At 64.1% G+C, this 25,007-nt stretch carries 25 protein-coding genes; 14 read left to right on the forward strand and 11 right to left on the reverse strand.

The features are described from left to right. Positions 1-53: 53 nt before the first annotated feature. Both cysC and GLW01_RS14855 read left to right on the forward strand, forming a co-directional pair. Positions 54-716: an adenylyl-sulfate kinase gene (cysC, locus tag GLW01_RS14850; protein WP_237416616.1), complete on the forward strand. Its 663-nt coding sequence runs from the start codon at positions 54-56 to the stop codon at positions 714-716. 5 nt (positions 717-721) lie between these two features. Next, the gene (locus tag GLW01_RS14855) at positions 722-2,494 is read left to right on the forward strand and encodes an SLC13 family permease (protein ID WP_160899586.1); all 1,773 of its coding nucleotides are present in this window, start codon (positions 722-724) and stop codon (positions 2,492-2,494) included. 6 nt (positions 2,495-2,500) lie between these two features. On the opposite strand, the gene GLW01_RS14860 is transcribed toward GLW01_RS14855, so the two are convergent. Continuing rightward, positions 2,501-3,691: a DUF418 domain-containing protein gene (locus GLW01_RS14860; RefSeq protein ID WP_160899587.1), complete on the reverse strand. Its 1,191-nt coding sequence runs from the start codon at positions 3,689-3,691 to the stop codon at positions 2,501-2,503. Positions 3,692-3,765: 74 nt separating this feature from the next. Between GLW01_RS14860 and GLW01_RS14865 the strand changes: the two genes are divergently transcribed. Genes GLW01_RS14865 through GLW01_RS14880 form a run of 4 tightly spaced genes read left to right on the forward strand, consistent with a single transcriptional unit; the run spans position 3,766 to position 7,587 of the window. Further along, on the forward strand, positions 3,766-4,527 hold the full coding sequence (locus tag GLW01_RS14865) for an ElyC/SanA/YdcF family protein (RefSeq protein ID WP_151441477.1): 762 nt from the start codon (positions 3,766-3,768) through the stop codon (positions 4,525-4,527). A 55-nt stretch (positions 4,528-4,582) separates the two neighbouring features. Continuing rightward, entirely contained in the window at positions 4,583-6,385 is a 1,803-nt protein-coding gene (locus GLW01_RS14870) for a hypothetical protein (protein ID WP_160899588.1), read from the forward strand. Beyond that, a complete protein-coding gene (locus tag GLW01_RS14875) occupies positions 6,369-7,046 on the forward strand; it encodes a DUF3047 domain-containing protein (RefSeq protein ID WP_160899589.1) in 678 nt (225 codons plus the stop codon). Before GLW01_RS14870 ends, GLW01_RS14875 begins: the two co-directional genes overlap by 17 nt. A gap of 25 nt (positions 7,047-7,071) precedes the next feature. Beyond that, positions 7,072-7,587: a hypothetical protein gene (locus GLW01_RS14880; RefSeq protein ID WP_160899590.1), complete on the forward strand. Its 516-nt coding sequence runs from the start codon at positions 7,072-7,074 to the stop codon at positions 7,585-7,587. A gap of 7 nt (positions 7,588-7,594) precedes the next feature. Here GLW01_RS14880 and secB read toward each other — a convergent pair whose 3' ends face one another. Beyond that, positions 7,595-8,107, reverse strand: a complete 513-nt coding sequence (gene secB / locus GLW01_RS14885) for a protein-export chaperone SecB (protein WP_151441481.1) — start codon at positions 8,105-8,107, stop codon at positions 7,595-7,597. Positions 8,108-8,175: 68 nt separating this feature from the next. Beyond that, complete coding sequence (locus GLW01_RS14890; RefSeq protein WP_202405769.1) at positions 8,176-8,595, reverse strand: rhodanese-like domain-containing protein; 420 nt, start codon at positions 8,593-8,595, stop codon at positions 8,176-8,178. Positions 8,596-8,748: 153 nt separating this feature from the next. Between GLW01_RS14890 and gpmI the strand changes: the two genes are divergently transcribed. Genes gpmI through GLW01_RS14910 form a run of 4 tightly spaced genes read left to right on the forward strand, consistent with a single transcriptional unit; the run spans position 8,749 to position 13,699 of the window. Further along, positions 8,749-10,299, forward strand: coding sequence for a 2,3-bisphosphoglycerate-independent phosphoglycerate mutase (gene gpmI, locus GLW01_RS14895; RefSeq protein WP_160899591.1), 1,551 nt, complete (start codon positions 8,749-8,751; stop codon positions 10,297-10,299). 1 nt (position 10,300) lies between these two features. Continuing rightward, positions 10,301-11,437, forward strand: coding sequence for a murein hydrolase activator EnvC family protein (locus GLW01_RS14900; RefSeq protein ID WP_160899592.1), 1,137 nt, complete (start codon positions 10,301-10,303; stop codon positions 11,435-11,437). Between the two features lie 17 nt (positions 11,438-11,454). After that, the gene (locus GLW01_RS14905) at positions 11,455-12,894 is read left to right on the forward strand and encodes a S41 family peptidase (RefSeq protein WP_151441484.1); all 1,440 of its coding nucleotides are present in this window, start codon (positions 11,455-11,457) and stop codon (positions 12,892-12,894) included. Then, positions 12,878-13,699, forward strand: coding sequence for a divergent polysaccharide deacetylase family protein (locus tag GLW01_RS14910; RefSeq protein ID WP_202405770.1), 822 nt, complete (start codon positions 12,878-12,880; stop codon positions 13,697-13,699). The genes GLW01_RS14905 and GLW01_RS14910 overlap by 17 nt, the downstream gene beginning before the upstream one ends. Positions 13,700-13,723: 24 nt before the next feature. Here the strand turns inward: GLW01_RS14910 and hisF are convergent, their stop codons facing one another. The 5 genes from hisF to GLW01_RS14935 all read right to left on the reverse strand — a co-directional run bounded on the left by hisF (position 13,724) and on the right by GLW01_RS14935 (position 17,003). After that, a complete protein-coding gene (hisF, locus tag GLW01_RS14915) occupies positions 13,724-14,494 on the reverse strand; it encodes an imidazole glycerol phosphate synthase subunit HisF (protein WP_151441485.1) in 771 nt (256 codons plus the stop codon). Beyond that, positions 14,491-15,231: a 1-(5-phosphoribosyl)-5-[(5-phosphoribosylamino)methylideneamino]imidazole-4-carboxamide isomerase gene (gene hisA / locus GLW01_RS14920; RefSeq protein ID WP_151441486.1), complete on the reverse strand. Its 741-nt coding sequence runs from the start codon at positions 15,229-15,231 to the stop codon at positions 14,491-14,493. Before hisA ends, hisF begins: the two co-directional genes overlap by 4 nt. Beyond that, positions 15,231-15,872, reverse strand: coding sequence for an imidazole glycerol phosphate synthase subunit HisH (gene hisH / locus GLW01_RS14925; protein WP_151441487.1), 642 nt, complete (start codon positions 15,870-15,872; stop codon positions 15,231-15,233). Before hisH ends, hisA begins: the two co-directional genes overlap by 1 nt. A 2-nt stretch (positions 15,873-15,874) precedes the next feature. After that, positions 15,875-16,468, reverse strand: a complete 594-nt coding sequence (hisB, locus tag GLW01_RS14930) for an imidazoleglycerol-phosphate dehydratase HisB (RefSeq protein ID WP_151441488.1) — start codon at positions 16,466-16,468, stop codon at positions 15,875-15,877. A gap of 64 nt (positions 16,469-16,532) precedes the next feature. Beyond that, on the reverse strand, positions 16,533-17,003 hold the full coding sequence (locus tag GLW01_RS14935; protein WP_095618709.1) for an SRPBCC family protein: 471 nt from the start codon (positions 17,001-17,003) through the stop codon (positions 16,533-16,535). A gap of 157 nt (positions 17,004-17,160) precedes the next feature. On the opposite strand from GLW01_RS14935, the gene GLW01_RS14940 reads away from it, so the two are divergent. Both GLW01_RS14940 and mutY read left to right on the forward strand, forming a co-directional pair. Then, positions 17,161-19,326 (forward strand): AsmA family protein, encoded by a 2,166-nt coding sequence (locus GLW01_RS14940; protein WP_160899593.1) that lies wholly within the window; start codon positions 17,161-17,163, stop codon positions 19,324-19,326. A 2-nt stretch (positions 19,327-19,328) separates the two neighbouring features. Then, positions 19,329-20,369 (forward strand): A/G-specific adenine glycosylase, encoded by a 1,041-nt coding sequence (gene mutY, locus GLW01_RS14945; protein WP_160899594.1) that lies wholly within the window; start codon positions 19,329-19,331, stop codon positions 20,367-20,369. Here the strand turns inward: mutY and GLW01_RS14950 are convergent. Continuing rightward, the gene (locus GLW01_RS14950) at positions 20,366-20,878 is read right to left on the reverse strand and encodes a shikimate kinase (RefSeq protein WP_160899595.1); all 513 of its coding nucleotides are present in this window, start codon (positions 20,876-20,878) and stop codon (positions 20,366-20,368) included. The two genes, mutY and GLW01_RS14950, sit on opposite strands and share 4 nt — an antisense overlap. 111 nt (positions 20,879-20,989) lie before the next feature. On the opposite strand from GLW01_RS14950, the gene GLW01_RS14955 reads away from it, so the two are divergent. Further along, on the forward strand, positions 20,990-21,142 hold the full coding sequence (locus tag GLW01_RS14955; RefSeq protein WP_160899596.1) for a DUF2256 domain-containing protein: 153 nt from the start codon (positions 20,990-20,992) through the stop codon (positions 21,140-21,142). Further along, the gene (locus tag GLW01_RS14960) at positions 21,139-22,671 is read left to right on the forward strand and encodes an FAD-binding domain-containing protein (protein ID WP_160899597.1); all 1,533 of its coding nucleotides are present in this window, start codon (positions 21,139-21,141) and stop codon (positions 22,669-22,671) included. The genes GLW01_RS14955 and GLW01_RS14960 overlap by 4 nt, the downstream gene beginning before the upstream one ends. Before the next feature lie 19 nt (positions 22,672-22,690). Here GLW01_RS14960 and GLW01_RS14965 read toward each other — a convergent pair whose 3' ends face one another. Continuing rightward, complete coding sequence (locus GLW01_RS14965; RefSeq protein WP_160899598.1) at positions 22,691-24,232, reverse strand: cryptochrome/photolyase family protein; 1,542 nt, start codon at positions 24,230-24,232, stop codon at positions 22,691-22,693. A 39-nt stretch (positions 24,233-24,271) separates the two neighbouring features. Further along, entirely contained in the window at positions 24,272-24,970 is a 699-nt protein-coding gene (locus GLW01_RS14970) for an SIMPL domain-containing protein (RefSeq protein ID WP_160899599.1), read from the reverse strand. Positions 24,971-25,007 lie beyond the last annotated feature (37 nt).

Here is a 25,007-nt window from a genome sequence, read left to right on the forward strand (position 1 = left end):
GATGGCGGGCCGATTCGACCCTGATGCGGCATTGCACCGGTCATGGAGGCTGGATGACAATAAACACTTTTCGATTTCCGGCAGCTTTTGAGGAAGGATCCAACGTGAGCGACCACATTGTCTGGCACGACCACAAGATCTCGCGCACCGAGCGCGCCAGCATCAAGCACCAGCACCCCTGCCTGCTGTGGTTCACCGGCCTTTCCGGTTCCGGCAAGTCCACCATCGCCAACGCGCTGGACGTAGCGCTCTACCATGAGGGCTACCACACCTTCCTGCTGGACGGTGACAACGTCCGCCATGGCCTGAACCGGGATCTGGGTTTCTCCAATGAGGACCGGGTGGAGAACATCCGCCGCATCGGTGAGGTCAGCAAACTGTTCGCGGATGCCGGGCTTATCGTGCTCAGCGCGTTCATCTCGCCCTTCGCCAGCGACCGGCGGCTGGTGCGCAACATGTTCCCGGCGGGTGAGTTCATCGAGGTCTTCATGGATACCCCGCTGGCCACCTGCGAAGAACGTGACCCCAAGGGCCTTTATCGCAAGGCACGCAGTGGCGAGATCCATGACTTCACCGGGATCGACTCCCCCTATGAAGCGCCGGCGCATCCGGAGATCACGCTGGACACCTCCAACCTGAGCGTCGACGCCTGCGTGGAGAATCTGCTCTGCTACCTGAAGGAGCGCGACCTGCTCAAACCCGGGGGTGACGCCTGACGGCCATGGACTGGGAAGCGGCGTTCACCCTGGCCACCCTGGTCACGGTTCTGGGGACCCTGATCTTCACCCGGCTCTCCGCGGACCTGGTGCTGATGACGGCGATGGCCGTCATGCTGATCCTGGGCATCCTGTCCCCGGCAGAAGCGCTGGCCGGCTTCTCCAACCCGGGCGTGATCACCATTGCCACCCTCTACGTGGTCGCTGCCGGGCTCAAGGAAACGGGCGCCATCCAGTGGCTGGCCCGCCACCTGCTCGGCCACCCGAAAGGCACATGGCGGGCCCAGGCGCGGCTGGTGGCGCCAACCGGCCTGATGAGTGCCTTTATGAACAACACCGCTGTGGTGGCCATGTTCATCCCTGCGGTGCAGGACTGGGCCCAACGGCTGGGCATTCCCGCCTCCCGGCTGCTGCTGCCGTTGAGCTACGCCGCCATTCTGGGCGGCACCTGCACGCTGATCGGCACCAGCACCAACCTGGTGGTGGACGGCCTTCTCCAGTCCCGCCTCGACATCCAGCTGGGCCTGTTTGAACTCGCCTGGGTAGGGCTGCCCCTGCTGCTGATCGGCGGTACCTTTCTGGTCCTCTTCGCCAACCACATGCTGCCGGACCGCGGCGGCGTCACCGAGGACCTGGACGCCGTGCGCGAATACGGCGTGGAAGTGGAAGTGGACGAAAAGGGCCCCCTGGCAGGCAGGACGGTAGCCGAGGCTGGCCTGCGCGCGCTGAACTACGGCTATCTCACAGAGATCGAACGCGACGGCCACCTGATCTCACCGGTGGAGCCGGACCGGGATCTGCAGGGCGGGGACCGGCTCTATTTCGTGGGAGCCCCGGAGTGCGCCAGCGAACTGCGCCGCATACAGGGGCTGATACCGGCAAACGCCAATGTCCAGAAACTGGAGCTGGCGAACCATCAGCGCTGCCTGGTGGAAGTCGTCCTCGGCCAGGAATTTGCCGGGCTGGGCCAGACTGTGCGCGAAAGCCGTTTCCGCTCGCGCTTCAATGCCGCCATCCTCTCGGTCTCGCGCGAGGGCAAGCGGGTCTCCGGGAAGCTGGGCGACATCCGCCTGCGCATGGGCGACACCCTGCTGCTCGAAGCCAGCCATGAATTCGTGGAGCAGTACCGCTTCCGGCGCGACTTCCTGCTGGTGAGCGCTCTCAATGACTCCACGCCACCAGACTTCAGCCGTGCCCCCGCCGCCCTGGGGATCCTTGCGGGCATGGTGGCCCTCAGTGCCAGTGGCCTGCTCAGCATCATGGAGGCCGCTTTCCTGGCCGGCGGCGCCATGATCCTGTTCGGCTGCACCAGTGCCTCGCGAGCGCGGCGCAGCCTGGACCTGCCGGTACTGGTGATCATCGCCTCATCCTTCGCCCTGGGCAACGCCATGGACCAGACCGGTGCGGCCCAGTGGGTGGCGGGCAGCCTTCTGGGCAACAGTGAGATGTCCCCCTGGATGGCCCTGGCCATCATCTACCTGCTGACCGCCCTGTTCACCGAGGTCATCACCAACAATGCCGCCGCTGTGCTCATGTTCCCCATCGCCCTGGCGATCTCCGAGCAGCTCGGGGTCAACTTCCTGCCCTTCGCCATCGCGGTGATGTTCGCCGCCAGCGCCAGCTTCATCACGCCGCTGGGTTACCAGACCAACCTAATGGTCTACGGGCCGGGCCGCTACCGCTTTACGGACTACATGCGCATGGGCATTCCGCTGAGTCTGCTGGTAGCCACCACTGTCATCACCCTGATTCCACAGATCTGGAGCTTCCACGGGTAACGCCGGTTACCCCCGATCCTCGCGGTAGGCAAAGCGCCGCCACAGCCATTCAGCGGGCCCGGCACGCCAGCGCCGCAGCCACAATGGCGCGATCACCAGCAGCATCAGCCAGACCGCAAGGATGAACTGCAACTGGACCAGACGCGGCGTGGCCTCAAAGCGTCCGCCCGTGTAGAAAAACGCTGTGCCCAGGACCGAGCAGAGCAGATAGGCACTGAGCGCCAGCCTGCCGAGTGCCCTCAGGCGTTCCAGAAGCCCCCTGAACAGGCCCCGCTGGAGCGCCAGCATCACTGCGGAGGCCCAACCCAGCGCCACCAGGGGACCGCCCCAGATATTGAACTGACGGCCGGCATAGAGCGATTCCGCCATGCCCCACTCATGGGTCATGTTGTAGAGTACCCCCCACTGGCACAGTGGAATGCCGATGCCGAACCCAAGCAGCCCCAGCCGCCGGTAGGGCGACTCCGGCCAGTGACCGGAAAAGAAACCACCCCGGTAAAGCGCCATCCCCACCAGCATGAGCGCCAGCACACGCCAGCCCGATTCGGTCAGCAGCATGCTCGGCCAGCTCTCGAACAGTACCATGAGCCGATGCTCGAACTGGGCTGGCCAGCCGCCCCGGTAGGCCTCGATCTCCTGCTCGACCAGTGCGGAATCCGCACTCCAGAACTGCTGCCTGAAGGCCTCATACTCTTCGGCAGGCATCCAGTTGAGGATGCCGGTCATCAGCAGGGCAAAGCCGAAAGGCACCAGATAGAACACCAACGCCCAGCCCAGAAGCCGTGCCGGCGGCAGGTTCCGGAAACGCGCCGCAACCAGCCCCACCACGGCGTAAAGCAGCAGAATGTCGCCGTACCAGATGAGGACCAGGTGCCCCAGCCCAATGAGTGCCAGCGCCCCCATGCGCCGCCGCAGAATTCGGTCCACCTGAAACCCTTCAGCGGCGAGCCGCTCCCCCTGGATCACCACCCCCGCGCCAAACAGCGCGGCCAGCAGCGGCATGAAGCTGTACTCGAACAGCAGGTGGGAAACGAACCAGACCCAGAACTCCGCCCCCTCAAAGCTGCCCATGACCCCGGGGTTGAGCTGGGCGGTCGATACTTCAGCAAAGGCCCGGACGTTGATCACGAGGATGCCCAGTATGGCGAATCCACGCAGTACATCGAGGCTGGTCAGGCGTTCCGGGCGTTGCGACATGCCCCCAATTCTGATCTGCCCGCACCCACTGTCAAATATTTCCCGCCCACGACCGTATCGGGTACCCTTCCTGCATGCTGCTGACCAAAATCATCGCCGCCCTGCTCAGCCCCCTGCCCCTGGTCGGTCTCATCCTGCTGGTGGCGTGGGGCCTGCGACTCCTCAAACGGACCCGGCTGGCCGTCACCGCGGCCTGCATGGCCGGCATACTGTTCCTGGTGTTCTCCGTCGAACCCCTGGCCCGCTGGCTGATCCTGCCGCTGGAATCCCGCTACGAGCCCATCACCCAGCCGCAGGCTTTCAGCAATGTCCGCTGGATTCTGGTGCTGGGCTCCAGCGCCTCGGAGGATGCGGATGCACCCCCCACGACCCGCCTCAGTGGTGTCGCCAGCCTCCGTCTGGCGGAAGGGCTGCGCCTGCAGAATGCCCTGCCGGAAAGCACCCTGATCCTGTCCGGTGGCAGTGTCTTCGGGGACGCTCCCAGCGCTACGGTCATGAGTCGGGCAGCCATCGCGATGGGCGCGGACCCGGACCGCCTGCGCATCCACCCCAACCCTCTGAACACCCGCCAGGAGGCTGAGTTCATGCGCGAGGCGGTCGGAGAGGCCCCGTTCCTGCTGGTCACTTCAGCCTCGCACATGCCCCGGGCCATGATGCTCAACCGTAAGGTGGGCCTGAACCCCATCCCCGCACCCACCGCCCGGCGCGCGGCAGGCACCGCCCTCAAGTCCGATCCCGCTTTCTGGTTACCCTCGGCAGGTGCCCTGGAGATGAGCGAACGCGCGATCCACGAGTACCTCGGCATTGCCTGGGCCTGGCTCGGTGGTCATATCTGAAATTTCAGGCGTATACTCAATGTGAACGGAGTCGCACAATTCAGGAGGGCAGACGATGCCATCACGACGCCTGGTACCGGGAGTACTTTCGCTCTGTCTTCTGTCCTTCATCCTCACGGGCTGCTCCGGGGGCAGCAGTGGTGGTTCCGGCATCGGCGATCAGGTCACCCTGCCTGATAGCAGCCCGATTCCGGAGACGCCGATCCAGGAAGAGGATGACCAGCCCCCAGCAACGCCAGGGTATTACTCCGAGTCACGGTTCTGGATCCAGGGCGAGAGCACTCAGGAGCGGGGGTTGTTTGCTATCCCAAAGGACAACAACGGCTCCGACGAGATCGACACCAGCCTGCTTGCGGAACTCCCGTTGCAGACGGTGCCGGCGCTTGTGGACAGTGGCGCGCGAATGGCACCCCGCGCCATTTTCTACCGGAACGAAAACGGTTTTACACGGGCTCCCACCGGCTCCGCAAACATACAGCAAATCTCCAGCCAGGCGAACGCTGCGGGGACCTGCCTTGGCGGATGGGCCTATGATCTGGAAGCCATTGATAACACCAGTGTTGCCTACCACACGCAGAGAAACGGCGGCGACTGCCCTGACCGCTTCAGCGTGACGGATTGGAAGCAGGTGCAGCTCGATGACACCGCCAGCACACCCCCGCAATCATTCCCTTCCGGGGTAACCGTGGTTGCCGGGCTCAACAAAAGCTCTGATCATGAGCCACAGTGGCTCACCCTGGAAAGTGACGACACCCCTGCAAGATATGACGTCTCGGACCTCTCGTCCCCCGGTGACAGTATCAATACGGACAAGGCAGTCACTCCCTTTACTGAACTCCACCTGATAGGACGCATCGGAACCGGGGCGGCCATCGTCGCGTACACGGGGTCTGACACCAGCGATGCCGACCGGGACTACCAGCTGGCGTACTACGACCGCGCCGCCAACAGCATCAGCAACCTAGAAAACAGCGGCGGCCCCGAACTCGCAACACTGCCCCGGATTCCGCTCGCGGACTGGGTTGCACCGGCCGCCGATGCGGTCTTTTTCGGAATCGGTAACGCCCTGGTCAGAGCGGATGCCGACGGTTACCGGATCATTGATTCAGTGGATGGCCCCGGCCGCCCCTACTTTGTGAGCCGCTCGGATACCCATGTGATATGGGGCCTCCTGAGCCAGCGCAACGACAGCCCCCAGCGGGAAATCCGGGTTGTGGGCGTGTCAGGGACCGGCGCAAGGACACTGGTGCGGGCCCCGTACGTGGAAACACGGGTCAGGGGCACCGCCGAGGGCTGGTTCTACTTCACTGCCGCAAGGGGCGCGGAGCCCAATGGTCAACTCACGGATTCTTTCGCCATCGGCTATAACCCCTCGATCAGCGGCGACCTGAATGCATTCATCATCGCGGACGCCCAGTGGATCGGTTCTTCCATTGACCCGACAGAGGCGGTTTCAGAAGAGGTTCAGCCCCAGGCCCTGGCATCAGCCTCCATCAGCAAACTGTTTTACCGGGGTGGCAGCAGCGGCATGGAAAGTCTCCGCGCCCTTGCCGAGCCCGGCTCGCCGGTCGCCATGGAGCAGGGGAACCCGATCCTTCCGAGCATTGACCTGGGCGCTCTCAACAACTGGAATTCCGGCGCCAAGGGAGTCTTTATGGGGCCCGGCTTCGGGCGGCAACGACTCCTGACGTCAGTCGACGCCGGTTCCGACGAAAGCCTTGCCGGCGAGACCGAACTGAGGGTCGGCGCCGACCGGGACCTGACCAACCAGGTGCACTGGGTGGACCCGGACAAAGCAGGTTCACTCAACCCCATAGGCAACAGAGGACCACTGGTACGGCATGCTCCGTTGTTCTGACAACTCAGCGCTGGGTCGGGCACTGGTCTTCATGGGCATGTGCGCCCTGAGCAGCCCCGGCCTGGCCGAACGCGTCTTCCCGCCCGAAGCCATCGCCGGGTGGGAACACCACAGCTTCACCGGCGAAACGGACTACGAACTGGTCACCGTTGATGGCCGCAGGGCCGTACGCGCTACCTGCAGCGGCGACTCCGCATCGGGGCTGTACCTGGAGGAACCCATTGACCTCAGCGAGACGCCCATCATTGAGTGGCGCTGGCGGGTGGACTCCGTCTACAACGCTATCGACGAGCGGACCCGCGAAGGCGACGACTTCCCCGCCCGCATCTACGCCGTGCACGAGCCCACCTGGCTGCGCTGGAAGACACGGGCTCTCAATTACGTCTGGGCCAGCAGGGAACCGGCCGGCAGCAGCTGGCAGAACCCCTTCCAGTCCCGGGCACGGATGGTGGCGGTGGCTTCAGGCCCGCCGGAAGACGGTGCCCAATGGCAGACCGTCACCCGGGACCTGCGGGCCGACTTCCGGCGCCACCACGGAGAGGTACCGGAGCATCTGACCGCCCTGGCCATCATGACCGATTGTGATAACCACGGAGGCACCACCCGCGCCTGGTATGGGCGGATCCGCCTGAAAAGCGCGGATGAGCGTTTTGCGGACTGAGTCACATTCGGGCATGATGCGATTCATGACATCACCCAATGGTAATAGAACCCCTTCCATGCCCCGGCTTCCCGCACTCGCATTCGCCCTCATTGCCCTCAGTGGCTGCTCCGATGAAGCAGCTTTCCCGGGCGGCGGCAGTGAGTTCTATGAACAGCCGGAGTGGGCCAACTATCGCGAACAGGCTGGCGAACATGGTTATGAGCCAGGCCTCTCGAACTGGCGCCACATCCCTGAGCTTACGCCGCAGGAACCCCTTAACGCCTGCAAGGATGCCCAGGCTGCGGTGGAAAGCTGGGCGCACTCCCGTGACCTTATCGGGCCGGATCGCAGTGAGCGGCTGACGATTGATATGCGCACCCGCCAGGAGGCGGATGGCAGCGTGACCGGTCTTCTGCAGCGCTGGGGATTCCGGGATGATGCCGTGGCGGGGGTCGACCACCGCCTCCGGCTGACGGAAACCGCCGGATGCTGGGAGGTCGAAAGGGTGGAAGCCCGCCACTACTGCCGCCGTGGGCTGGAGGACGGGCTCTGCCGCTGAGCGGTGATCAGTGGTTCTGCTGCTCCGCCTCGCCGGCCTGTTCCTGGCGGCGGCGCTCCAGCGCCTGCTGATAGATGGCGTCGAAGTTGACCGGCGCCAGCATCAGGGGCGGGAAGCTGCCCTTGGTCACCAGCGTATCCACGGATTCGCGGGCATAGGGAAAGAGCACGTTGGGGCAGTAGGCGCCCAGCATCTGGCCCTGGCGGCTGTCATCAAAATTGCGCACCACGAAGATGCCTGCCTGCTGTACTTCCACGATGTAGGCGGTCTTATCACCGATCTTCGCTGTCAGCGTCAGCTGAAGCACCACCTCGTACTGGCCTTCTCCCAGGTCAGTATGGCTGGTGTTGAGGTCCATGGTGACCTCGGGCTTCCACTGCTCCTGGAAAATGGTCGGCGTGTTGGGCGCCTCGAAGGAGCTGTCCTTGATGTAGACGCGCTGGAGCGCGAACTGCGGCTGGTTCTCGTCGCCCTGCTGGCCGCCCGCGGCGCCAGCCTGTGTGTCATTGTTCTCGGCCATTGCGTTATTCCTGTCTATTGTTACTGCACGGGCCGGCAACCCCGACCCGCCGCGTCACCGGCGCATTCTTACTTGTTGGTGACCGGCAGATTGGCGTTGCGCCACTCCATCATGCCACCGGTCAGCCGTGCCAGCTGGAGCTCCTCAGGGTTGGGGACCTCCTTCACGGCCATACCCGAATGCTGGCCCGCCTTATCCACGAGGATAATCAGTTTGTCCTGGTGTTTCCGGAGCTGGTTCCCACTTTCCTTAAGCTTCGCCATGGGAATGTGCTCGGCGCCACGGATATGGCCCTCGGAAAATTCTTTCTTTTCCCGCACATCCACCACCACGGCCTCATCCCGGTTGAGCATGAGAACCGCTTCCTGTGGCCCCACCTTGCGCCCGGCACGGCTGCTCTCCACCCAGAAAAGCGCCAGCAGCAGCACAAAGAAGGCACTGACCAGCATCCAGTGATTGATGACAAACTCAAATAGCTGTTGGATCATTCTGCGCCACACCTGTTTCCGGGCCACATGGCCCTGTTCGTTCAGCCGCGATTATACACAGGGCCCGGCAGCGACGACAGGTGCGCCAATGGCCGGGGCACCCGGAATCAGGTTAGAATCAGGCCCTTTCGAGGCAACCCGGAACCCGAACCCATGAGTGACAGACCTCAGACAACCGCGCTCATCATCATGGACGGCTGGGGCCAGCGTGAGCCCACCGACGACAACGCCGTCAGCCTTGCCCAAACCCCGGTCTGGGACCGGCTCTGGGCGGAATGCCCACGTACGCTGCTCAACACCAGCGGCCTGGCCGTGGGACTTCCCGAAGGCCAGATGGGCAACTCCGAGGTCGGCCATATGAACCTTGGCGCCGGCCGCGTGGTCTACCAGAGCCTGACCCGCATCAGCCGTGACATCGAGAACGGCACACTGGCGGAAAACCCGGTGCTCGGCGGCGCCATCCGCAGCGCCATCGCGGCGGACGGCGCCGTTCACGTGATCGGCCTGCTGTCGCCCGGCGGCGTACACAGCCACGAAGAGCACCTGTTCGCCGCCTGCCGCATGGCCATGGAACAGGGCGCGCGTTACGTCTATATCCATGCCTTTCTGGACGGGCGTGATACACCGCCGCGCAGCGCCCGCGAATCCCTGGAGAAGGCGGACCGCCTGCTGCGCGAAGCGGGCGTCGGCCACGTGGCCTCGGTCGTCGGCCGCTACTTCGCCATGGACCGGGACAACAACTGGGACCGCATCGAAAAGGCCTACAACCTGCTGACCCTGGGCGAGGCCGATTACCGCGCGGACTCTGGCGTGGAAGCACTGGAAGCCGCCTACGCACGGGGCGAGGACGACGAGTTCGTGTCGGCCAGCGTGATTGCGGCGGAAGGCGAAAACCCGGTCACCATCGATGACGGCGACGCCGTGCTGTTCATGAATTTCCGCGCCGACCGCGCCCGCCAGCTGGCGCACGCCTTCGTGGACCAGGATTTCACCGGATTCAGCCGCCGCAGTGAACCGCGCCTTTCCGATTTCGTGATGCTGACGGAATATGAAGCCAATCTCGACACCAGCTGCGCCTACCCGCCTGAATCCCTGCCCAACATGCTGGGCGAATACGCCAGCAATCAGGGACTGAAGCAGCTGCGCATCGCGGAGACGGAGAAATACGCCCACGTCACCTTTTTCTTCAACGGCGGCCGCGAGGAGCCCTTCCCGGGCGAGGACCGCATCCTGGTTCCTTCCCCCAAAGTGGCCACGTACGACATGCAGCCGGAGATGAGCGCTCCGGAAGTCACGGATCGCCTGGTTGAAGCCATCAACAGCGGCCAATACGACCTGGTGATCTGCAACTACGCCAACGGCGACATGGTCGGGCACACCGGCAGCATTGAAGCGGCCAGCAAAGCCGTCGAGGCGGTGGACGAAAGCGTCGGGCGGGTTCTGGAAGCGCTGAAGGCCAATGGTGGCCAGGCCCTGGTCACCGCCGACCACGGCAACTGCGAACAGATGCGCGACCCGGTAACCGGCCAGCCGCACACCGCTCATACCACCGTACCGGTGCCGCTGGTGTATGTGGGTGACCGCAAGCTCAGCCTGCGCGACGGGGGCGCGCTCTGCGACATCGCCCCGTCGCTGCTGAGCCTTATGGATCAGCAGCAGCCTGCGGAAATGACCGGCCAGACGCTGATCCAGCCCGGGGCCTGACATGCGCCGCGTCGTTCTGGCGATGCTGCTCGGGACGGCGCTCGCGGCTCCGGCACAGGAGGATGAGCAGGCTGCCCGCGAGCGCCTGGATGACGTAAAGCAGGCCATTGAGTCCGTTTCCCACTGGCTCGAGGATGCCCGCGCCAACGAGGATGCCACCCTGACCCGTCTGCGGGAGGCCGAGGAGGCCGTGGCACGCAGCCAGCAACGCCTCAACCGGATCAATTCAGACATCACCGGGCTGGATGAGGAGCTCGCCGGACTGGAGCAGCGCAACCGGAAGCTGGAAGCCGAGGCGGAGCGCGGTCGGGAAACACTGAGAGAAGTTGTGCGCTCCGCCTGGCGCCAGGGGGAGCAGCCCGCCCTGCGGCTGTTCCTCTCCCAGAAGGATCCCGGGCAGGCGGCCCGACTGCTGGAATGGCACCAGCGCCTGGGCAATCATACCCGTCAGCAGTTGGCGGAACTGGCGGATACCATGGAAGCCCTTGAACGCAACCGGCAGGAGATGCAGGCAACACGCGAGCAGCTGGCCGCCAAGCGCGAACAGGCCCGCGAGCAGCGCGATGAGCTGCAACAGCGCCGCAACGAGCGCGAGCAGCGCCTGGCGGAACTGCGCCAGCGCATCAGTGAACGCGAAAGCCGGCTGGCTTCGCTGCGGGAGGACCGGGAGCGTCTTGAGGCGCTCATCGAGGAAATGGCAGCGTCCATCTCTGGCATCGAAGCCCCCGAGGACATCCGGCCATTTTCCGAACTGCGTGCTAGACTGCCATGGCCACTGGATGGAACCGTCAGCAACCACTTCGGTGATGCCGTCGGTGACAGTGGCATGCAGGCCAATGGCGTCCGCATCCGCGCGGACAAGGGCACGCCCGTGACAGCCGTCCACTACGGGCGCGTTGTCTTTGCCAACTGGTTGCGCGGGTTCGGGCTCATGATCATCATAGATCATGGCGACGGCTTCATGAGCCTGTACGGAAACAACGATACCCTGAGCCATTCGGCCGGCGAATGGGTACAGGCCGGCGAGACCATCGCCCGCACCGGTAACAGTGGCGGGCGTTCCCAATCCGGTCTTTACTTTGAGATACGCCATAACGGCCAGCCGGAAAATCCCGAAGCCTGGCTCGAAAAGCACTGAACAGGAACGCAGCGCCCATGCGACACAGCTCCCGGAACCCCGTCACCACCCTCGCTCTCAGCCTGGTGCTGACGCTGACCGCCCTCCCCGGCGTCGCGGCCGAGCCCATGGAAGGGGAGGACAATGACCCCACGCGTAACATTGATAACCAGCCGCCAGTGAACGGTCAGACCAACGAGCTGGAAGTGCAGCTGGCAGACCCTGAGAAACAGCTGCCACTGGACGAACTGCGCAAGTTCACAGAGGTGTTTGAGCGCATCAAGCGCGGCTATGTTGAAGAGGTCAGTGACAAGGAGCTCCTCAACAAGGCCATTGACGGCATGCTCTCTGGGCTTGATCCCCACTCCGCCTATCTGGAGCCCGAGGCTTTCTCCCAGCTGGAGGAGAGCACTTCCGGGGAATTCGGAGGGCTCGGCATCGAGGTCGGTATGGAGGATGGCTTTGTCCGGGTCATTTCACCGATCGACGGCACGCCCGCACAGGAGGCCGGCGTCCAGGCAGGGGACCTGATCATCGAGATCGACGGCACCCCGGTGAAGGGCATGAGCCTGGAGGAAGCGGTCAAGGAAATGCGTGGCGAGCCCGGGACCACGATCGACCTTACGATCGGGCGTGACGGCGAAAGCAGCCCCATTGAGGTGACCATTGAGCGGGCCATCATCGAGGTGGACAGTGTTCGCTCACGCATGCTCGAACCCGGCTACGGCTACATCCGCATCAGCCAGTTCCAGCAGAACACCGGCCAGGAGTTCAGAACCGCCTATGAGGAGCTGGTGAACAAGCACGGTAACGAGCTGGACGGCGTGGTGCTCGACCTCCGGAACAACCCTGGCGGGGTGCTTGAGGCAGCCGTGGACGTGGCGGACTCGCTGATCAATGAAGGCCGGATCGTCTACACCAAGGGCCGCATTGAGAGCAGCCAGCTGAGCTTCGATGCCAGCCCCGGCGGCATCGCCGAGAACGTGCCCATTGTGGCGCTGATCAATTCCGGCTCCGCATCGGCCTCGGAAATCCTTGCCGGCGCGCTCCAGGACCAGCGCCGCGCGGTTATCATGGGCACCAAGTCCTTCGGCAAGGGCTCGGTCCAGACGGTCATGCCGCTGGGCGACAGCCACGGCATCAAGCTCACCACGGCGCGCTACTATACCCCGGATGGTCGCTCCATCCAGGCCAAGGGCATCGAGCCGGACATCGAGGTACGGCCGGCGGAACTGCGTGATGTGGAATCCGCACGCCGGTTCAGCGAGGCGGACCTGCCCGGTCACCTTGAGAACGGCCAGAAGGCCGAGGAAAAGTCGGATGACACCGGCACCGATGAAAGCGAAGAAGAGGCACAGCGCAAGGACTACCAGCTACGCTCGGCACTGAACCTGCTCAAGGGCATGCGGATCCTCACCCCGGAGAAGGACAAAGCCGCCGGAACGAAGTCCGAGGGGGCCAATGGCGAGGCGGACTGACACACGCATGCGCTTCGCCCTCAGCCTTGCACTCAGCGCACTGGTGCTCCTGGGCCCCGGCAGCGCGTCCGGCCAGGGCCCGCCCCCGACCATTGCCATCATCATTGATGACCTCGGGCTCAATCAGGAGGCCGGGGCACGCCTGCTGGCGATGGATCAGCCCCTGACGCTGGCCTTCCTGCCACACCGCCCTTATACCCGGGAACAGGCTAGAGCAGCGGCCGATGACGGTAAGGAAGTCATACTCCATGCGCCCATGGCCAATAAGGCCCGCATTGGGCTTGGGCCGGGCGGGCTGGCGGCAGACATGTCCCAGCGGGAAGTCCAGAGCACGCTGCACAGCGCTCTGGCCTCGGTACCTGGCGCTACCGGCGTCAACAACCATATGGGCAGCCTGCTCACAGAGGTTAAGGAGCCCATGGGCTGGGTGATGGATGAGCTGGCGGGGCGTGATCTGCTGTTCATCGACAGCCGCACCACGGCAGCGACGGTGGCGGAAACCACGGCACTGTCAAAGGATGTGCCCGTCATGAGCCGGGATGTCTTCCTGGACAACAAGCGGGATCAGGCCAGTATCCACCGGCAGTTCCGGCAGCTGCTCAGGAAAGCACGGAAGGATGGCACGGCCATCGGGATCGCCCACCCGTATGAGGAAACGCTGGATTACCTGGAGGCGGTGCTTCCGGAGCTGGACCGGCATGGCTACGCCATTGCCACGGTCAGCACGGTCTGGTCCATGCGCCATAATAACCGCCCCCTGTTCCCTGATCTTCCAGACCCACGACTGGTCCAGAAGCAGGAGTAACCAGTTGCAGGTTACAGAGGCGCTCTAACGCATAACGATGCCGTGATCGCGCATGTAGTCCTTGGCCTCGGCGATGGTGTACTCACCGAAGTGGAAGATGGAGGCTGCGAGCACGGCGTCGGCACCGCCTTCCAGCACGCCGTCCACCAGATGCTGCAGGTTTCCTACCCCGCCTGAGGCGATCACCGGCACGGGCACCGCATCACTGATCGCGCGGGTCAGACCCAGATCAAAGCCGCTTTTCGTACCGTCCCGGTCCATGCTGGTCAGAAGGATCTCACCGGCACCGTAGTCAGCCATCCGCTTGGCCCATTCAACCGCATTCAGCCCCGTGGCGTTGCGGCCACCATGGGTGAAGATCTCGTAGCGTGGCTCCTCGCCCTCACCGCTCACGCGCTTGGCATCAATGGCCACCACGATGCACTGGGAGCCGAAACGCTCGGCGGCCTCGCGCACGAATTCCGGATTGTGCACGGCCGCGGTGTTGATACTGACCTTGTCCGCCCCCGCATTGAGCAGGTTACGGATATGGCCCACGTGGCGCACGCCACCGCCAACGGTCAGCGGGATGAACACCTCGCCGGCCATGCGCTCCACCGTCTCGTAGGTGGTGTCGCGACTTTCATGACTGGCGGTGATGTCCAGGAAGGTGATCTCGTCGGCGCCGGCATCGTTATAGCGACGCGCGACCTCAACCGGATCGCCGGCATCGCGGATCTCAACGAAGTTAACGCCCTTGACCACGCGGCCCTTGTCCACGTCCAGGCAGGGAATGATGCGGCGCGCCAGGCTCATGACGAGGCCACCGAATCGCAGTAGCGCTGGGCCTCGGCAAGGTCCAGTGTGCCCTCGTAAATGGCCCGGCCGGTTATGGCCCCGGTAATGCCGGAACCCGCCACCTGGGCCAGCGCCCGCACATCCACCATGCTGGAAACACCGCCGGAGGCGATCACAGGGATGGAGGTGGATTCCGCAAGACGGCGGGTGGCGTCCACGTTCACGCCTTCCATCATGCCGTCGCGGGCGATGTCGGTGTAAACGATCGCATCCACGCCGTCATTGGCGAAGCGCTGGGCCAAAGTCGTGGCCTCAACGCTGGATGTCTCGGCCCAGCCCTCGGTGGCCACCATGCCGTCGCGCGCATCCAGCCCAACGATGATGTGGCCGGGGTGCGCATGGCACATGGCGGTCACGAAATCCGGATCGCGCACGGCCTGGGTGCCGATGATGACCCACTGCACCCCCGCGTCCAGATAGGCCTCGACCACCTCCCGCGAGCGGATGCCGCCACCGATCTGGATCGGCAGATCCGGGTAGGCACGAGCAATCGCCCGTATGATGCCGTCGTTGACGGGCTTGCCCTCGAAGGCGCCATTGAGATCCACCAGGTGCAGGCGGCGAGCGCCGGCTTCCACCCAGCGCCCGGCTACTTCCACCGGATCCCGGGAGAAGACAGTGGAGTCCTCCATGCGCCCCTGGCGCAGGCGGACGCATTCACCGTCCTTGAGGTCGATGGCGGGTATGATCAGCATCAGAGAGAACCGTCCCAATCAATGAAGTTGCGAAGAAGCTGGAGTCCGGCGTCGTGGCTCTTTTCCGGGTGGAACTGCACCGCGAACAGGTTCGGTGCCGCCACCGCCGCGGCCAGGTCGACGCCGTAATGGCAACGACCGGCCAGGTTGGCGTTGCCCTCGGCCTCCACGTAATAGCTGTGCACGAAGTAGAAACGGGTGCCATCGGCAATGTCACGCCACAGTGCCGGCGCAGCCGTCTGGAACACCTGGTTCCAGCCCATATGCGGCACTTTGAGGCGCTGCCCGTCCTCGCGGAGATCATGGCCAAAGAAACGGACACTGGCCGGCAGCATCCCAATCCCCTCGGTCCCCTCGTTCTCCTCGCTGGCGGCCATCAACGCCTGCATGCCGACACAGATGCCCAGCAGTGGTTTCTGCTCCACCGCCTCGCGCACCCATTCGTCCACGCCCAGGCGGCGGATTTCGGCCATGCAGTCGCGCATGGCGCCAACGCCGGGCAGTATGACCCTGTCGGCCGCGCGCACCCGTTCATACTGGTCCGTGATCGAAACCCGCACTTCCGGCGCCACCCGCTCGATGGCCTTGCCCACCGAGTGCAGGTTGCCCATGCCATAGTCGATGATCGCCACTTCCTTCATGGTCAGAGCGATCCCTTGGTCGAGGGCATGGCACCGGCCGCGCGCTCATCCTCCTCCACCGCCATGCGCAGGGCACGGCCGAAGGCCTTGAACACAGTCTCGATCTGGTGGTGGCTGTTGGTACCGCGCAGGTTGTCGATGTGCAGCGTCACCATGGCGTGGTTCACGAAGCCACGGAAAAACTCCTCGAAAAGATCCACATCAAAGCGGCCCACATGGGAACGGGTGAAAGGCACCTCCATGGTCAGCCCCGGGCGGCCGGAAAGGTCCAGAACCACCCGCGACAGAGCCTCATCCAGGGGGACATACGCATGGCCATAGCGGTTGATGCCCTTCTTGTCGCCCACCGCTTTCGCCAGGGCCTGCCCCAGCGTGATGCCAATGTCCTCGACTGTGTGGTGATCGTCGATCTCAAGATCCCCGCTTGCCTGGACATTGAGATCGATCAGCCCGTGCCGGGCGATCTGCTCCATCATGTGCTCGAGAAAAGGCACTCCGGTGTCGAAGTCCGCCTGCCCGGTGCCGTCCAGGTTCAGACTCACCGAGATCCGTGTTTCGAGGGTATCACGCTCCACGCGCGCCATCCGATCAGCCATGTCGTTCATCCGCAGGCGTCCAAAACCGCCATTATAGCCCGAAACCGCCCCGCCTTTCAGTGCCTCAGGCGTCGCGGAACGCACTCTTGAGGTTGTCGATGTAGGTGTCCACGAAGCCGTTGAACTCGTGCTTGACCACCGGTGAGACGGCCATCTTCATGACCCTGGGCAGCGGCAGCGTCAGCTCGGCTTCGGTCTGGAAGGCGAGTGCGGTCTGGCCGTCGCCGGCATCACGCAGATCCCAGCGGCCACCCACCAGGCCGTTGCCCTCACCACGCACCGGCGTCCACTCAATCACGCCCCGGTCACGATCCGACTCATAACGGCAGGCATAGACCGTCTGGATGCTGTACTTGTCCACTCCGACCTTTTCCATTTCCCAGCGGTAGGTATTGTCGCCGAGATCCGTCAGTTCATGGACCTTCGGGAAATAGGACACCGAACGCGGTACATCGGCCAGCAGTTCAAACACCGAATCGTAATCGCCATCCAGCGTGAACTCGCGCTGGATCTCAATGGCTACCGTAATGGACATGGTTCCGTTCCTGTTGTTGTTCATGAAGCTTTGTTTAAACTGCGCGCACCTTCTCCAATTCCCCGCGCCCGGTCAAGACAGAAGAGGACGGAGTGGTTCCTCAAGCCCCAGCCATGCGTTATCTTGAACTACTGAAGCCACTGTCAGGGAACGCAGAATGAAAGCCCTCCGCATCGCACTTATCGCCATTGTCGCACTGGTCATCCTGCTTGTCGCTGCCGTGGGTACAGCCATGATGGTCATCGACCCGAACGACTATAAAAGTCACATCGAGCAGGCCGCCGCTGACAACACCAACCTGGAACTCAGGCTCAACGGCGACATCCAGTGGTCCTTCATTCCCCTCGGGCTTTCCGTGGCGGATGTGCAGGCGTCGCTGGAGGGCGAGGAATTCGTGGCGCTGGATGAGCTGGTGGCCAGTGTGGACCTGTGGTCGCTGATCACCATGACGCCCGCGGTCCACACCTTCCAGCTGGACGGTTTCCGCGCCAATCTCGCAATGGCTGAGGACGGCACCGGCAACTGGACACGGATCATGCCGGAAGCGGAAAAGCAGGAAGCCGCCGCTCCTGCAGAAACGGAACAGACCCTGACCGATGAGTCCGGCAGCGAGCTGATCAGCTTCAATGTGCAGGAAGTCCGGATCAGCAATGCGCAGGTGAACTTCGAGAACCGTCAGTCCGGCCAGTCCTTCCAGCTCAGCAATGCCAGCCTTGAGGCCAGTGACATTGCCCTGGGGCAGGACTTCCCGCTGGAACTGGGATTCAGTGTCTCGCTCAATGAGCCGGAACTGGATGTGGACGGCACCCTGGCAATGCAGCTCAATGCCTCACAGAACCTGAAACAGTTCTCGATGAGCGGACTCGACGGCGACTTCACCCTTACCGGAACTCCCTTCAACGGGGAAACCGTGAGTGCGGGACTGAGCGGCTCGGCCAGCGCAGACCTGGACGCGGAAACCGCCAGCGTCAGCGGCCTTATGGCCAGCCTGGAGAATCTGGAGGTGACCTCCAACCTGAACATCCAGGGGTTCAGTGCCCAACCGGATGTCAGTGGCGATCTGAAAGTGGCCGAATTCTCACCCGCCACACTCCTGGAGCAGCTTGGCCAACCAGCCATTGAGACACGGGATGAGGGCGTGCTCTCTAAGGCTGCTTTCGAGACCACCCTGGCCACCCGCGAGGGCATGGTCCGGCTCCAGGAGACCCGCGTCCAGCTGGATGAAACCGAGTTCAAGGGCCAGCTCGGGTACGGACTGGAGAACCAGGCGATCCTGGTCGACCTCCAGGGCAACCGCTTCAACCTCGACCGCTACCTGCCGCCGAAACCGGAAGACGGCGAGGACGCGTCAGAAGACGCCAGTGAACAGGATACCGGCGGCACTGCCTCCAGCGGTGAAGGCGAGCTGCTGCCCCTGAAAACACTGCGCGGGCTCAACCTGGACATCCGGATCGGCCTCGGCGAACTGGTGGCCAGCAACCTCACACTCACCGAACTGCTTGCAAAGGTCTCGGGCAGCGAGGGGCGCCTGTCACTGGATGAGCTCAGTGCCAGGCTCTATGACGGCGGCTTCAATATGACGGCATCACTGGATGCCCGCACCGACAACCCGAAATGGCAATTCAACAAACAGCTCTCCGGTGTACAGACCCAGCCGCTGCTGGTGGACCTGGCGGAAATGGACCTGCTTTCTGGCGGCATGAACCTGAACGCCAGCGGCACCTCACGGGGTAACAGCATCAACGCCCTGCTTGAGAACTCGAACGGCAAGGCCGACTTCCGGATCGAGGAAGGCGCGATCGAGAACGTCAACATGACGCGCATGGCCTGCCAGGGCATCAGCCGGGTACACGGCGAATCCCTGAGCGTCGAGGACTGGGGGGACAGCACCCCCTTCAACGACATGAGCGGCAACTTCACCATCAACAGCGGCGTTCTGGAAAATGAGAACCTGACCGCCGATCTCGCCGGCCTGCGCCTTGAAGGCGACGGCGTGGTGAACCTGATCGAATCCATGCTCGACTACCGCGTGGGCCTGCGTGTGGTGGGCGAGGTCCACCGGGACAACGCCTGCCGCGTAAACGAACGCATCCAGAACGTGATCATCCCTGTGCGTTGCAAGGGCGGCTTCGGGGATGACCCGGCAGGACTCTGCGGTTTTGACGGCAGCCGCTTTGGCGATGTGCTCGAATCCATGGCCCGCCAGGAAGTGGACCGCAAGAAGGAAGAAGCCGAGGAGAAGGCTCGTGAACGCGTCGAGGAGGAAATCAAGGAGCGCGTGGACGAGGACACCCGGGACCGGATCCGGAACCTGTTCAACTGATCATGACGGACTGGTTCGCCGAACAGCTGCTGCAGTGGTACGACCAGCACGGGCGCAAGGACCTGCCCTGGCACCGGGACCCATCCGCATACCGGATCTGGGTCTCGGAGATCATGCTGCAGCAGACCCAGGTCACCACCGTCATTCCCTACTTCGAGCGCTTCATGGAGCGCTTCCCGACGGTGGAGGCCCTGGCCGCCGCCAGCACGGATGAGGTCATGGGCTACTGGTCCGGCCTCGGTTACTACGCCCGGGCGCGCAACCTGCATAAGGCGGCGATCACCGTCGTGGAAGAACACGGCGGTGCGTTCCCGGCATCAAAGGACTTGATTCAGGCGCTTCCCGGCATCGGCCGCTCAACCGCTGCCGCTATCGTAGCCCAGGCCCATGGGCAACGTGCCGCCATCCTGGATGGCAACGCCAAACGGGTACTCGCCCGTTATCACGCAGTGGAGGGCTGGCCCGGGCGCACCGCGGTTGCCAATGAACTCTGGGAGCATGCCGAGGCGCATACCCCAGATGAACGCATCCAGGCCTACACCCAGGCCATCATGGATCTCGGCGCCATGGTCTGCACCCGGCGCCGCCCGGGCTGCGCTGCCTGCCCGGTACGCGAGGGCTGCCTGGCCTATGGGCGCAACAACCCGGAGGCCTACCCGGGCAGCAAGCCGAAAAAGGAAAAGCCTGAGAAAAGCGTCTGGATGCTGGTCATCGAGGATGGCGAGGGCCGCATCTTGCTGGAGCAGCGCCCGCCGAGCGGCATATGGGGTGGCCTGATGAGCTTTCCGGAAGCCGATCCCGCACTGCAGCCGGAAGAGCTGCCCGAGCACTGCGAGACCGCGCTCGGGCTGGAAACCTCCGAACCCGAAACACAGGAACCCTTCCGGCACACCTTCAGCCACTACCACCTCTGGATCCGGCCGGTGCGGCTCACCGCCATCAGTACCCGGGCACTCCAGGATGACCGCAGCCGCTCGTGGCTCCACCGGGAGAGCGCCCTCGAAGCGGGCCTGCCGGCACCGATACGCCGGCTTCTGGGCTAGGCGCTCGGCAGCGCCGCCATCACCGCCTCACACACCTGCTCCATCGAACAACCATCGCAGTTTACGGCGATATCCGCGTAACGCCGATACAGATCAAGGCGTTCCTCGAACAGGTCCTCGATGGTCTGATCCGGCCGCTTGGAAATCCCCCGCAGGCTGTAGTCCCCGATGCGCTCACGCACCGTCTCCAGAGAGACATCCAGAAAGACCACCACACTGCTGGTCTTCAGGTGTGCCATGCCCGGCTCGCTGTAGACCACGCTGCCACCAGTGGCGATCACGTGGTTGGAGAGCTGCAGCGACAACAGTACCTGCTCCTCCACCTCGCGCAGCGCCTCGTAGCCGTTCTCATCCACGATAGTCTGCAGCGTGGCTCCCGCGCGGCTCTGGATCAGCAGGTCCGTATCCACAAAGTCCCGACCGCTGGCCTTGGCCAGAAGCACGCCCACCGTGCTCTTGCCCGAGCCCGGCATGCCGATCAGCGCGATATTGGTCTTCGTTTCATTCATTAAGCGGTTACCCGGTACTTGTGGCGTTTCCCCCTATGATACGCAATGAAGCCCCGGTATGGACCCACCCCGCGAGCAGTCCAGCGCCGGCAAGCGGGCGTATGTTGGAACATGGGTCACAAACCACTCCCCGAAAAAACCTGCCCCGTCTGCAGGCGCCCCTTCAAGTGGCGCCGCAAGTGGGCCCGCTGCTGGGATCAGGTCATCTACTGCAGTGAACGCTGCCGGCGCCATAGGCGGCATCCGCAGGAGGTGCTGCGATGACAACGGTTGTCTGGTTCAAACGCGACCTGCGGGTGGACGACCACGGGCCACTGCATGACGCCGCGGCCGACGACGTGATCCCGCTCTACGTGGTGGAGCCGGACTACTGGCAGCTGCCGGACACCAGTGAACGCCAGTGGGCCTTCATGCACGACTCATTGCTCGACCTGGATGCGACACTGCGCGATCTGGGCGCGCCGCTGATCGTGCGTCATGGCGAGGTAACGGCTGTCCTGCACAGACTCCGGGAAGCAACCGGGTTCACCCGGCTTGTGAGCCACGAGGAGACCGGCAACGACTGGACCTTCCAGCGCGACCGCGCCGTAGCCCGCTGGTGCCGGCAACAGGGCATTCAGTGGCGGGAATACCGCCAGTTCGGTGTGGTTCGGGGCCCGCATAACCGCGACCACTGGGATCACGCCTGGCGCCGGGTCATGGAGGCGCCCGCTTACCCAGCGCCTTCACGCCTCACCCCGGCATTAACAGCCGATCCTCGCGCCCTTGAGTCGCTGACGGAACCGGCCTGCCGTGATCAGCGCCCCTGCCCCGGTCGCCAGCGCGGCGGCATGAGCCAGGGCCAGACCCTGCTGGCGGATTTCCTCGAGCAGCGAAGCCGAGGGTATGAGAAGCGCATCTCCAGCCCCGTTACCGCCTGGGAGGCGAGCTCGCGCCTGAGCCCGCACATCGCCCATGGCACGGTCTCCCTTCGGCGGATCGTCCAGCAGTGCCGGGCGGCTGCAGCTGCCCCGGACATCGCTGGCGCCCATCGCCGCAGCCTCAAGGCTTTCCGCTCGCGCCTGCACTGGCACTGCCACTTCATCCAGAAACTGGAGGACGAACCGGCCATCGAGTTCCAGACCATCCACCCGGACCTGGAAGGACTGCGCAACCCCGGCGACTGGCCGGAAGCGCTCGAACGCTGGCGCGAGGGTACTACCGGCTGGCCACTGGTGGACGCCTGCATGCGGGCCCTGCACCACAGCGGCTGGATCAACTTCCGGATGCGGGCCATGCTCATGGCGGTGGCCAGCTACCACCTGCACCAGCACTGGCGGGAACCGGCGCTGCACCTGGCGCGCCTGTTCACGGACTACGAGCCCGGCATCCACTACCCCCAGGCGCAGATGCAGTCGGGGCTGACCGGCATCAACGCCCTGCGCATCTACAACCCGGTGCTCCAGTCCCACAAGCTGGACCCGCAGGGCCGCTTCATCCGTGCATGGGTTCCGGAACTGGCCGACGTCCCGAACGAGTGGCTCCACACCCCCTGGGGCCTGTCGTCCACGCAACGCAGCCGTCTCGGCGCCGGTGCCTACCCAACGCCGCTGATCGATCACGAGGAAGCGGCCCGCCGGGCCCGGGCGCACATCAAGGCCTGGCGGCAACAGCACGTTCGCAGGGAACTTACGGACCTGGTTCTGGAGCGCCATGGCAGCCGGGCTACACGAGGCCGGAACCGGCAGTCCACAAGCCCCTCAAAGCGCCAGTCCGGCTCAGGCAATAACGGGCAGATGGATCTGTTTCAGTAAGGACGAAGGCGACTGCCCACTACAGGGCATCGATATTGAGCAGGACCTCGTCCGCCTTCGCCAGTACCGCACTGCGTTTCTCCTCGCCCTGACCGTCCCAGTTGCGGTAGATCATGCCCATGCGTGGATTGCCCTTGAAATGATCCCGGTGGCGGTGGATGAAATGCCAGTAGAGGCTGTTGAAGGGGCAGGCATCCGGCCCGGTGGTGTCGTTCACGTTGTAGACGCAATGGCGGCAGTGATCGGACATCCGGTTAATATACTTGCCGCTGGCCGCGTAGGGCTTCGAGCCCAGAATGCCACCGTCCGCGTGCATCACCATGCCCTGGGTGTTGGGCCGCTCCACCCAGTCGAAGGCGTCCACGTAGACGCCCAGGTACCAGTCGCAGATGGCCTCGGGGTGAACGCCGGCAAGCAGCGCGAAGTTGCCCGTGACCATCAAGCGCTGGATGTGGTGGGCGTAGGCGTGCTCCAGGGTATTGCCGATGGCCTTCGCCATGCAGCGCATCCGGGTATCACCCGTCCAGTAGAACCAGGGGAGTGGGCGCGTGTTGCCGAGCCGGTTCTCCGCCGCGTAACCGGGCATCAACGTCCAGTAGAGCCCGCGCACAAACTCGCGCCACCCCAGGATCTGGCGGATGAAGCCCTCGACGGCATTCAGCGGCGCACGGCCCGCGTGGTACTCGGCCTCTGCCGCCTCGCAGACTTCCCTGGGCAGAAGCAGCCCGATATTGAGGTAGGGTGAGAGCTGCGCGTGGAAGAGGTTCGGTTCATCATCCGCCATGGCGTCCTGGAAGTCACCGAACCAGGGCAGACGGTGCGCCAGGAAATGATCCAGCGCCCTGAGCGCATCTTCACGCGTCACGGCCCAGCCGAAGGAATCCGTGCGGCCGACGTGCCCGCCCAGGTTGGACTCAACCTCCGCAATCACCCCTTCAGTGGTCGCATCCGGCTCAACCCTGAACGGCGGAGGCGCGGGCGGGTTGCCCTTCCACTTCTTCCGGTTGGCCGCATCCAGGTTCCATTCACCGCCCTCGGGCTGACCATCGGCAGTCATCAGAAGGCCGGTCTCACGGCGCAGTTCCCGGTAGAAGTATTCCATCCGCCACTGTTTGCGGTTCCGGCTCCACTTCTGGAAGCGGTCAACCGTGGCGAAGAACCGGTTATCGGAGCGGATGCTCAGCGGCGCGGGGAGCTCCCACTGGCGCATTGCCTGATCCAGCCGCCACTCGCCGCATTCGGTGGCAACGACCCCTTCGGCACCCAGTGATTCCGCCGAAGACCGGACCACATCCCCGAGGCTTTCATAGGCACTGTCCGGATCAAACGCGTGGTAGTGAACGCACCACCCCGCCTGCTCAAGCTCGGCCGCAAAGTGGCGCATGGCGCTGAAGATCAGCACCAGTTTCTGCTTGTGGTGGTTGGTGTAGCCCGCCTCTTCCGCGACCTCCGCCATCAGGACATGGTCACGCTCGGGGTCGGCCTCCACCAGGGCTGGCAGCGAGGGGGTGAGCTGATCGCCGAGGATCAGGATGAGGTTGCGGGGAGTCGAATCTCTCATGGAGGGCAGTACGCTGGGTACTGCCCCATGGTTCGCCTGCTACTCGAGTGCGAAGGTCACGCGTACATCCGCCTGGGCCCGAACACTGCCCGCCTCAAACTCGTCCGCTTCCTGCGCTCCTTCGCGTGCATCCGCCGCCATCATTTGGCGCGGGCCGGGCTGGGATACCCGCTGTTCCTGGATGGAAAGCGTCTGCCCCAGCTCACGGTCGGCGCTGTCCGCCAGTGCCTGAGCCCGCCCGCGCGCATTGCGGAACGCCCGGGCCAACGCCTGCTGCTCGGCCGTGTCGCCCTCCCGGATCCGGAAATTGCTGACGGAAAGCTGCTGGGGGTCCTTCTCCGAAAGCCGTGCCGTCCATTCCCCCAGTTCCGCAACCGGCAGCGCCATCAGCTGAATACTGCGGGTGGCCTTGTAGCCTTCCAGGCTCTGTTCCCCCTCATCCCAACGATAATGGGGAGCAACCGCCAGGGAACGGGCCTGGAGCTCGGCACCCTCCGGCAGGGAACCACGCAGATCCTCCACCAATGGATTCACCTTCGCCCGCAGGCGCTCACTCGCCTCGTAGGCGCCATCCGCCGTTACCTCGAACCCCAAGTGCAGATCCGCCAGTTCCGCCGGCAGGCTGATTTCGCCCGTACCGCTGACCTCAATCCGATGCGGCTCCTCCGCATCCCTGCCCTCGCTGCAGCCGGCCAGTACAGCCAGTGCCGCAACAACCATCATCAATCGACCACGCATACCCTCTCCTTATGGAATCACTATTGGCCAGGGCCGC

It is taken from the genome of Vreelandella halophila, from assembly GCF_009856365.1.
In the GTDB taxonomy this organism is placed as follows: domain Bacteria; phylum Pseudomonadota; class Gammaproteobacteria; order Pseudomonadales; family Oleiphilaceae; genus Halospina; species Halospina utahensis_B.

Excerpts from the sequence above, each read along its gene's own strand:
- cysC (WP_237416616.1), top strand. The coding sequence starts at position 54 with ATGACAATAAACACTTTTCGATTTCCGGCAGCTTTTGAGGAAGGATCC.
- GLW01_RS14855 (WP_160899586.1), top strand. The coding sequence starts at position 722 with ATGGACTGGGAAGCGGCGTTCACCCTGGCCACCCTGGTCACGGTTCTG.
- GLW01_RS14860 (WP_160899587.1), bottom strand. The coding sequence starts at position 3,691 with ATGTCGCAACGCCCGGAACGCCTGACCAGCCTCGATGTACTGCGTGGA.
- GLW01_RS14865 (WP_151441477.1), top strand. The coding sequence starts at position 3,766 with ATGCTGCTGACCAAAATCATCGCCGCCCTGCTCAGCCCCCTGCCCCTG.
- GLW01_RS14870 (WP_160899588.1), top strand. The coding sequence starts at position 4,583 with ATGCCATCACGACGCCTGGTACCGGGAGTACTTTCGCTCTGTCTTCTG.
- GLW01_RS14875 (WP_160899589.1), top strand. The coding sequence starts at position 6,369 with ATGCTCCGTTGTTCTGACAACTCAGCGCTGGGTCGGGCACTGGTCTTC.
- GLW01_RS14880 (WP_160899590.1), top strand. The coding sequence starts at position 7,072 with ATGACATCACCCAATGGTAATAGAACCCCTTCCATGCCCCGGCTTCCC.
- secB (WP_151441481.1), bottom strand. The coding sequence starts at position 8,107 with ATGGCCGAGAACAATGACACACAGGCTGGCGCCGCGGGCGGCCAGCAG.
- GLW01_RS14890 (WP_202405769.1), bottom strand. The coding sequence starts at position 8,595 with ATGATCCAACAGCTATTTGAGTTTGTCATCAATCACTGGATGCTGGTC.
- gpmI (WP_160899591.1), top strand. The coding sequence starts at position 8,749 with ATGAGTGACAGACCTCAGACAACCGCGCTCATCATCATGGACGGCTGG.
- GLW01_RS14900 (WP_160899592.1), top strand. The coding sequence starts at position 10,301 with ATGCGCCGCGTCGTTCTGGCGATGCTGCTCGGGACGGCGCTCGCGGCT.
- GLW01_RS14905 (WP_151441484.1), top strand. The coding sequence starts at position 11,455 with ATGCGACACAGCTCCCGGAACCCCGTCACCACCCTCGCTCTCAGCCTG.
- GLW01_RS14910 (WP_202405770.1), top strand. The coding sequence starts at position 12,878 with ATGGCGAGGCGGACTGACACACGCATGCGCTTCGCCCTCAGCCTTGCA.
- hisF (WP_151441485.1), bottom strand. The coding sequence starts at position 14,494 with ATGAGCCTGGCGCGCCGCATCATTCCCTGCCTGGACGTGGACAAGGGC.
- hisA (WP_151441486.1), bottom strand. The coding sequence starts at position 15,231 with ATGCTGATCATACCCGCCATCGACCTCAAGGACGGTGAATGCGTCCGC.
- hisH (WP_151441487.1), bottom strand. The coding sequence starts at position 15,872 with ATGAAGGAAGTGGCGATCATCGACTATGGCATGGGCAACCTGCACTCG.
- hisB (WP_151441488.1), bottom strand. The coding sequence starts at position 16,468 with ATGGCTGATCGGATGGCGCGCGTGGAGCGTGATACCCTCGAAACACGG.
- GLW01_RS14935 (WP_095618709.1), bottom strand. The coding sequence starts at position 17,003 with ATGTCCATTACGGTAGCCATTGAGATCCAGCGCGAGTTCACGCTGGAT.
- GLW01_RS14940 (WP_160899593.1), top strand. The coding sequence starts at position 17,161 with ATGAAAGCCCTCCGCATCGCACTTATCGCCATTGTCGCACTGGTCATC.
- mutY (WP_160899594.1), top strand. The coding sequence starts at position 19,329 with ATGACGGACTGGTTCGCCGAACAGCTGCTGCAGTGGTACGACCAGCAC.
- GLW01_RS14950 (WP_160899595.1), bottom strand. The coding sequence starts at position 20,878 with ATGAATGAAACGAAGACCAATATCGCGCTGATCGGCATGCCGGGCTCG.
- GLW01_RS14955 (WP_160899596.1), top strand. The coding sequence starts at position 20,990 with ATGGGTCACAAACCACTCCCCGAAAAAACCTGCCCCGTCTGCAGGCGC.
- GLW01_RS14960 (WP_160899597.1), top strand. The coding sequence starts at position 21,139 with ATGACAACGGTTGTCTGGTTCAAACGCGACCTGCGGGTGGACGACCAC.
- GLW01_RS14965 (WP_160899598.1), bottom strand. The coding sequence starts at position 24,232 with ATGAGAGATTCGACTCCCCGCAACCTCATCCTGATCCTCGGCGATCAG.
- GLW01_RS14970 (WP_160899599.1), bottom strand. The coding sequence starts at position 24,970 with ATGCGTGGTCGATTGATGATGGTTGTTGCGGCACTGGCTGTACTGGCC.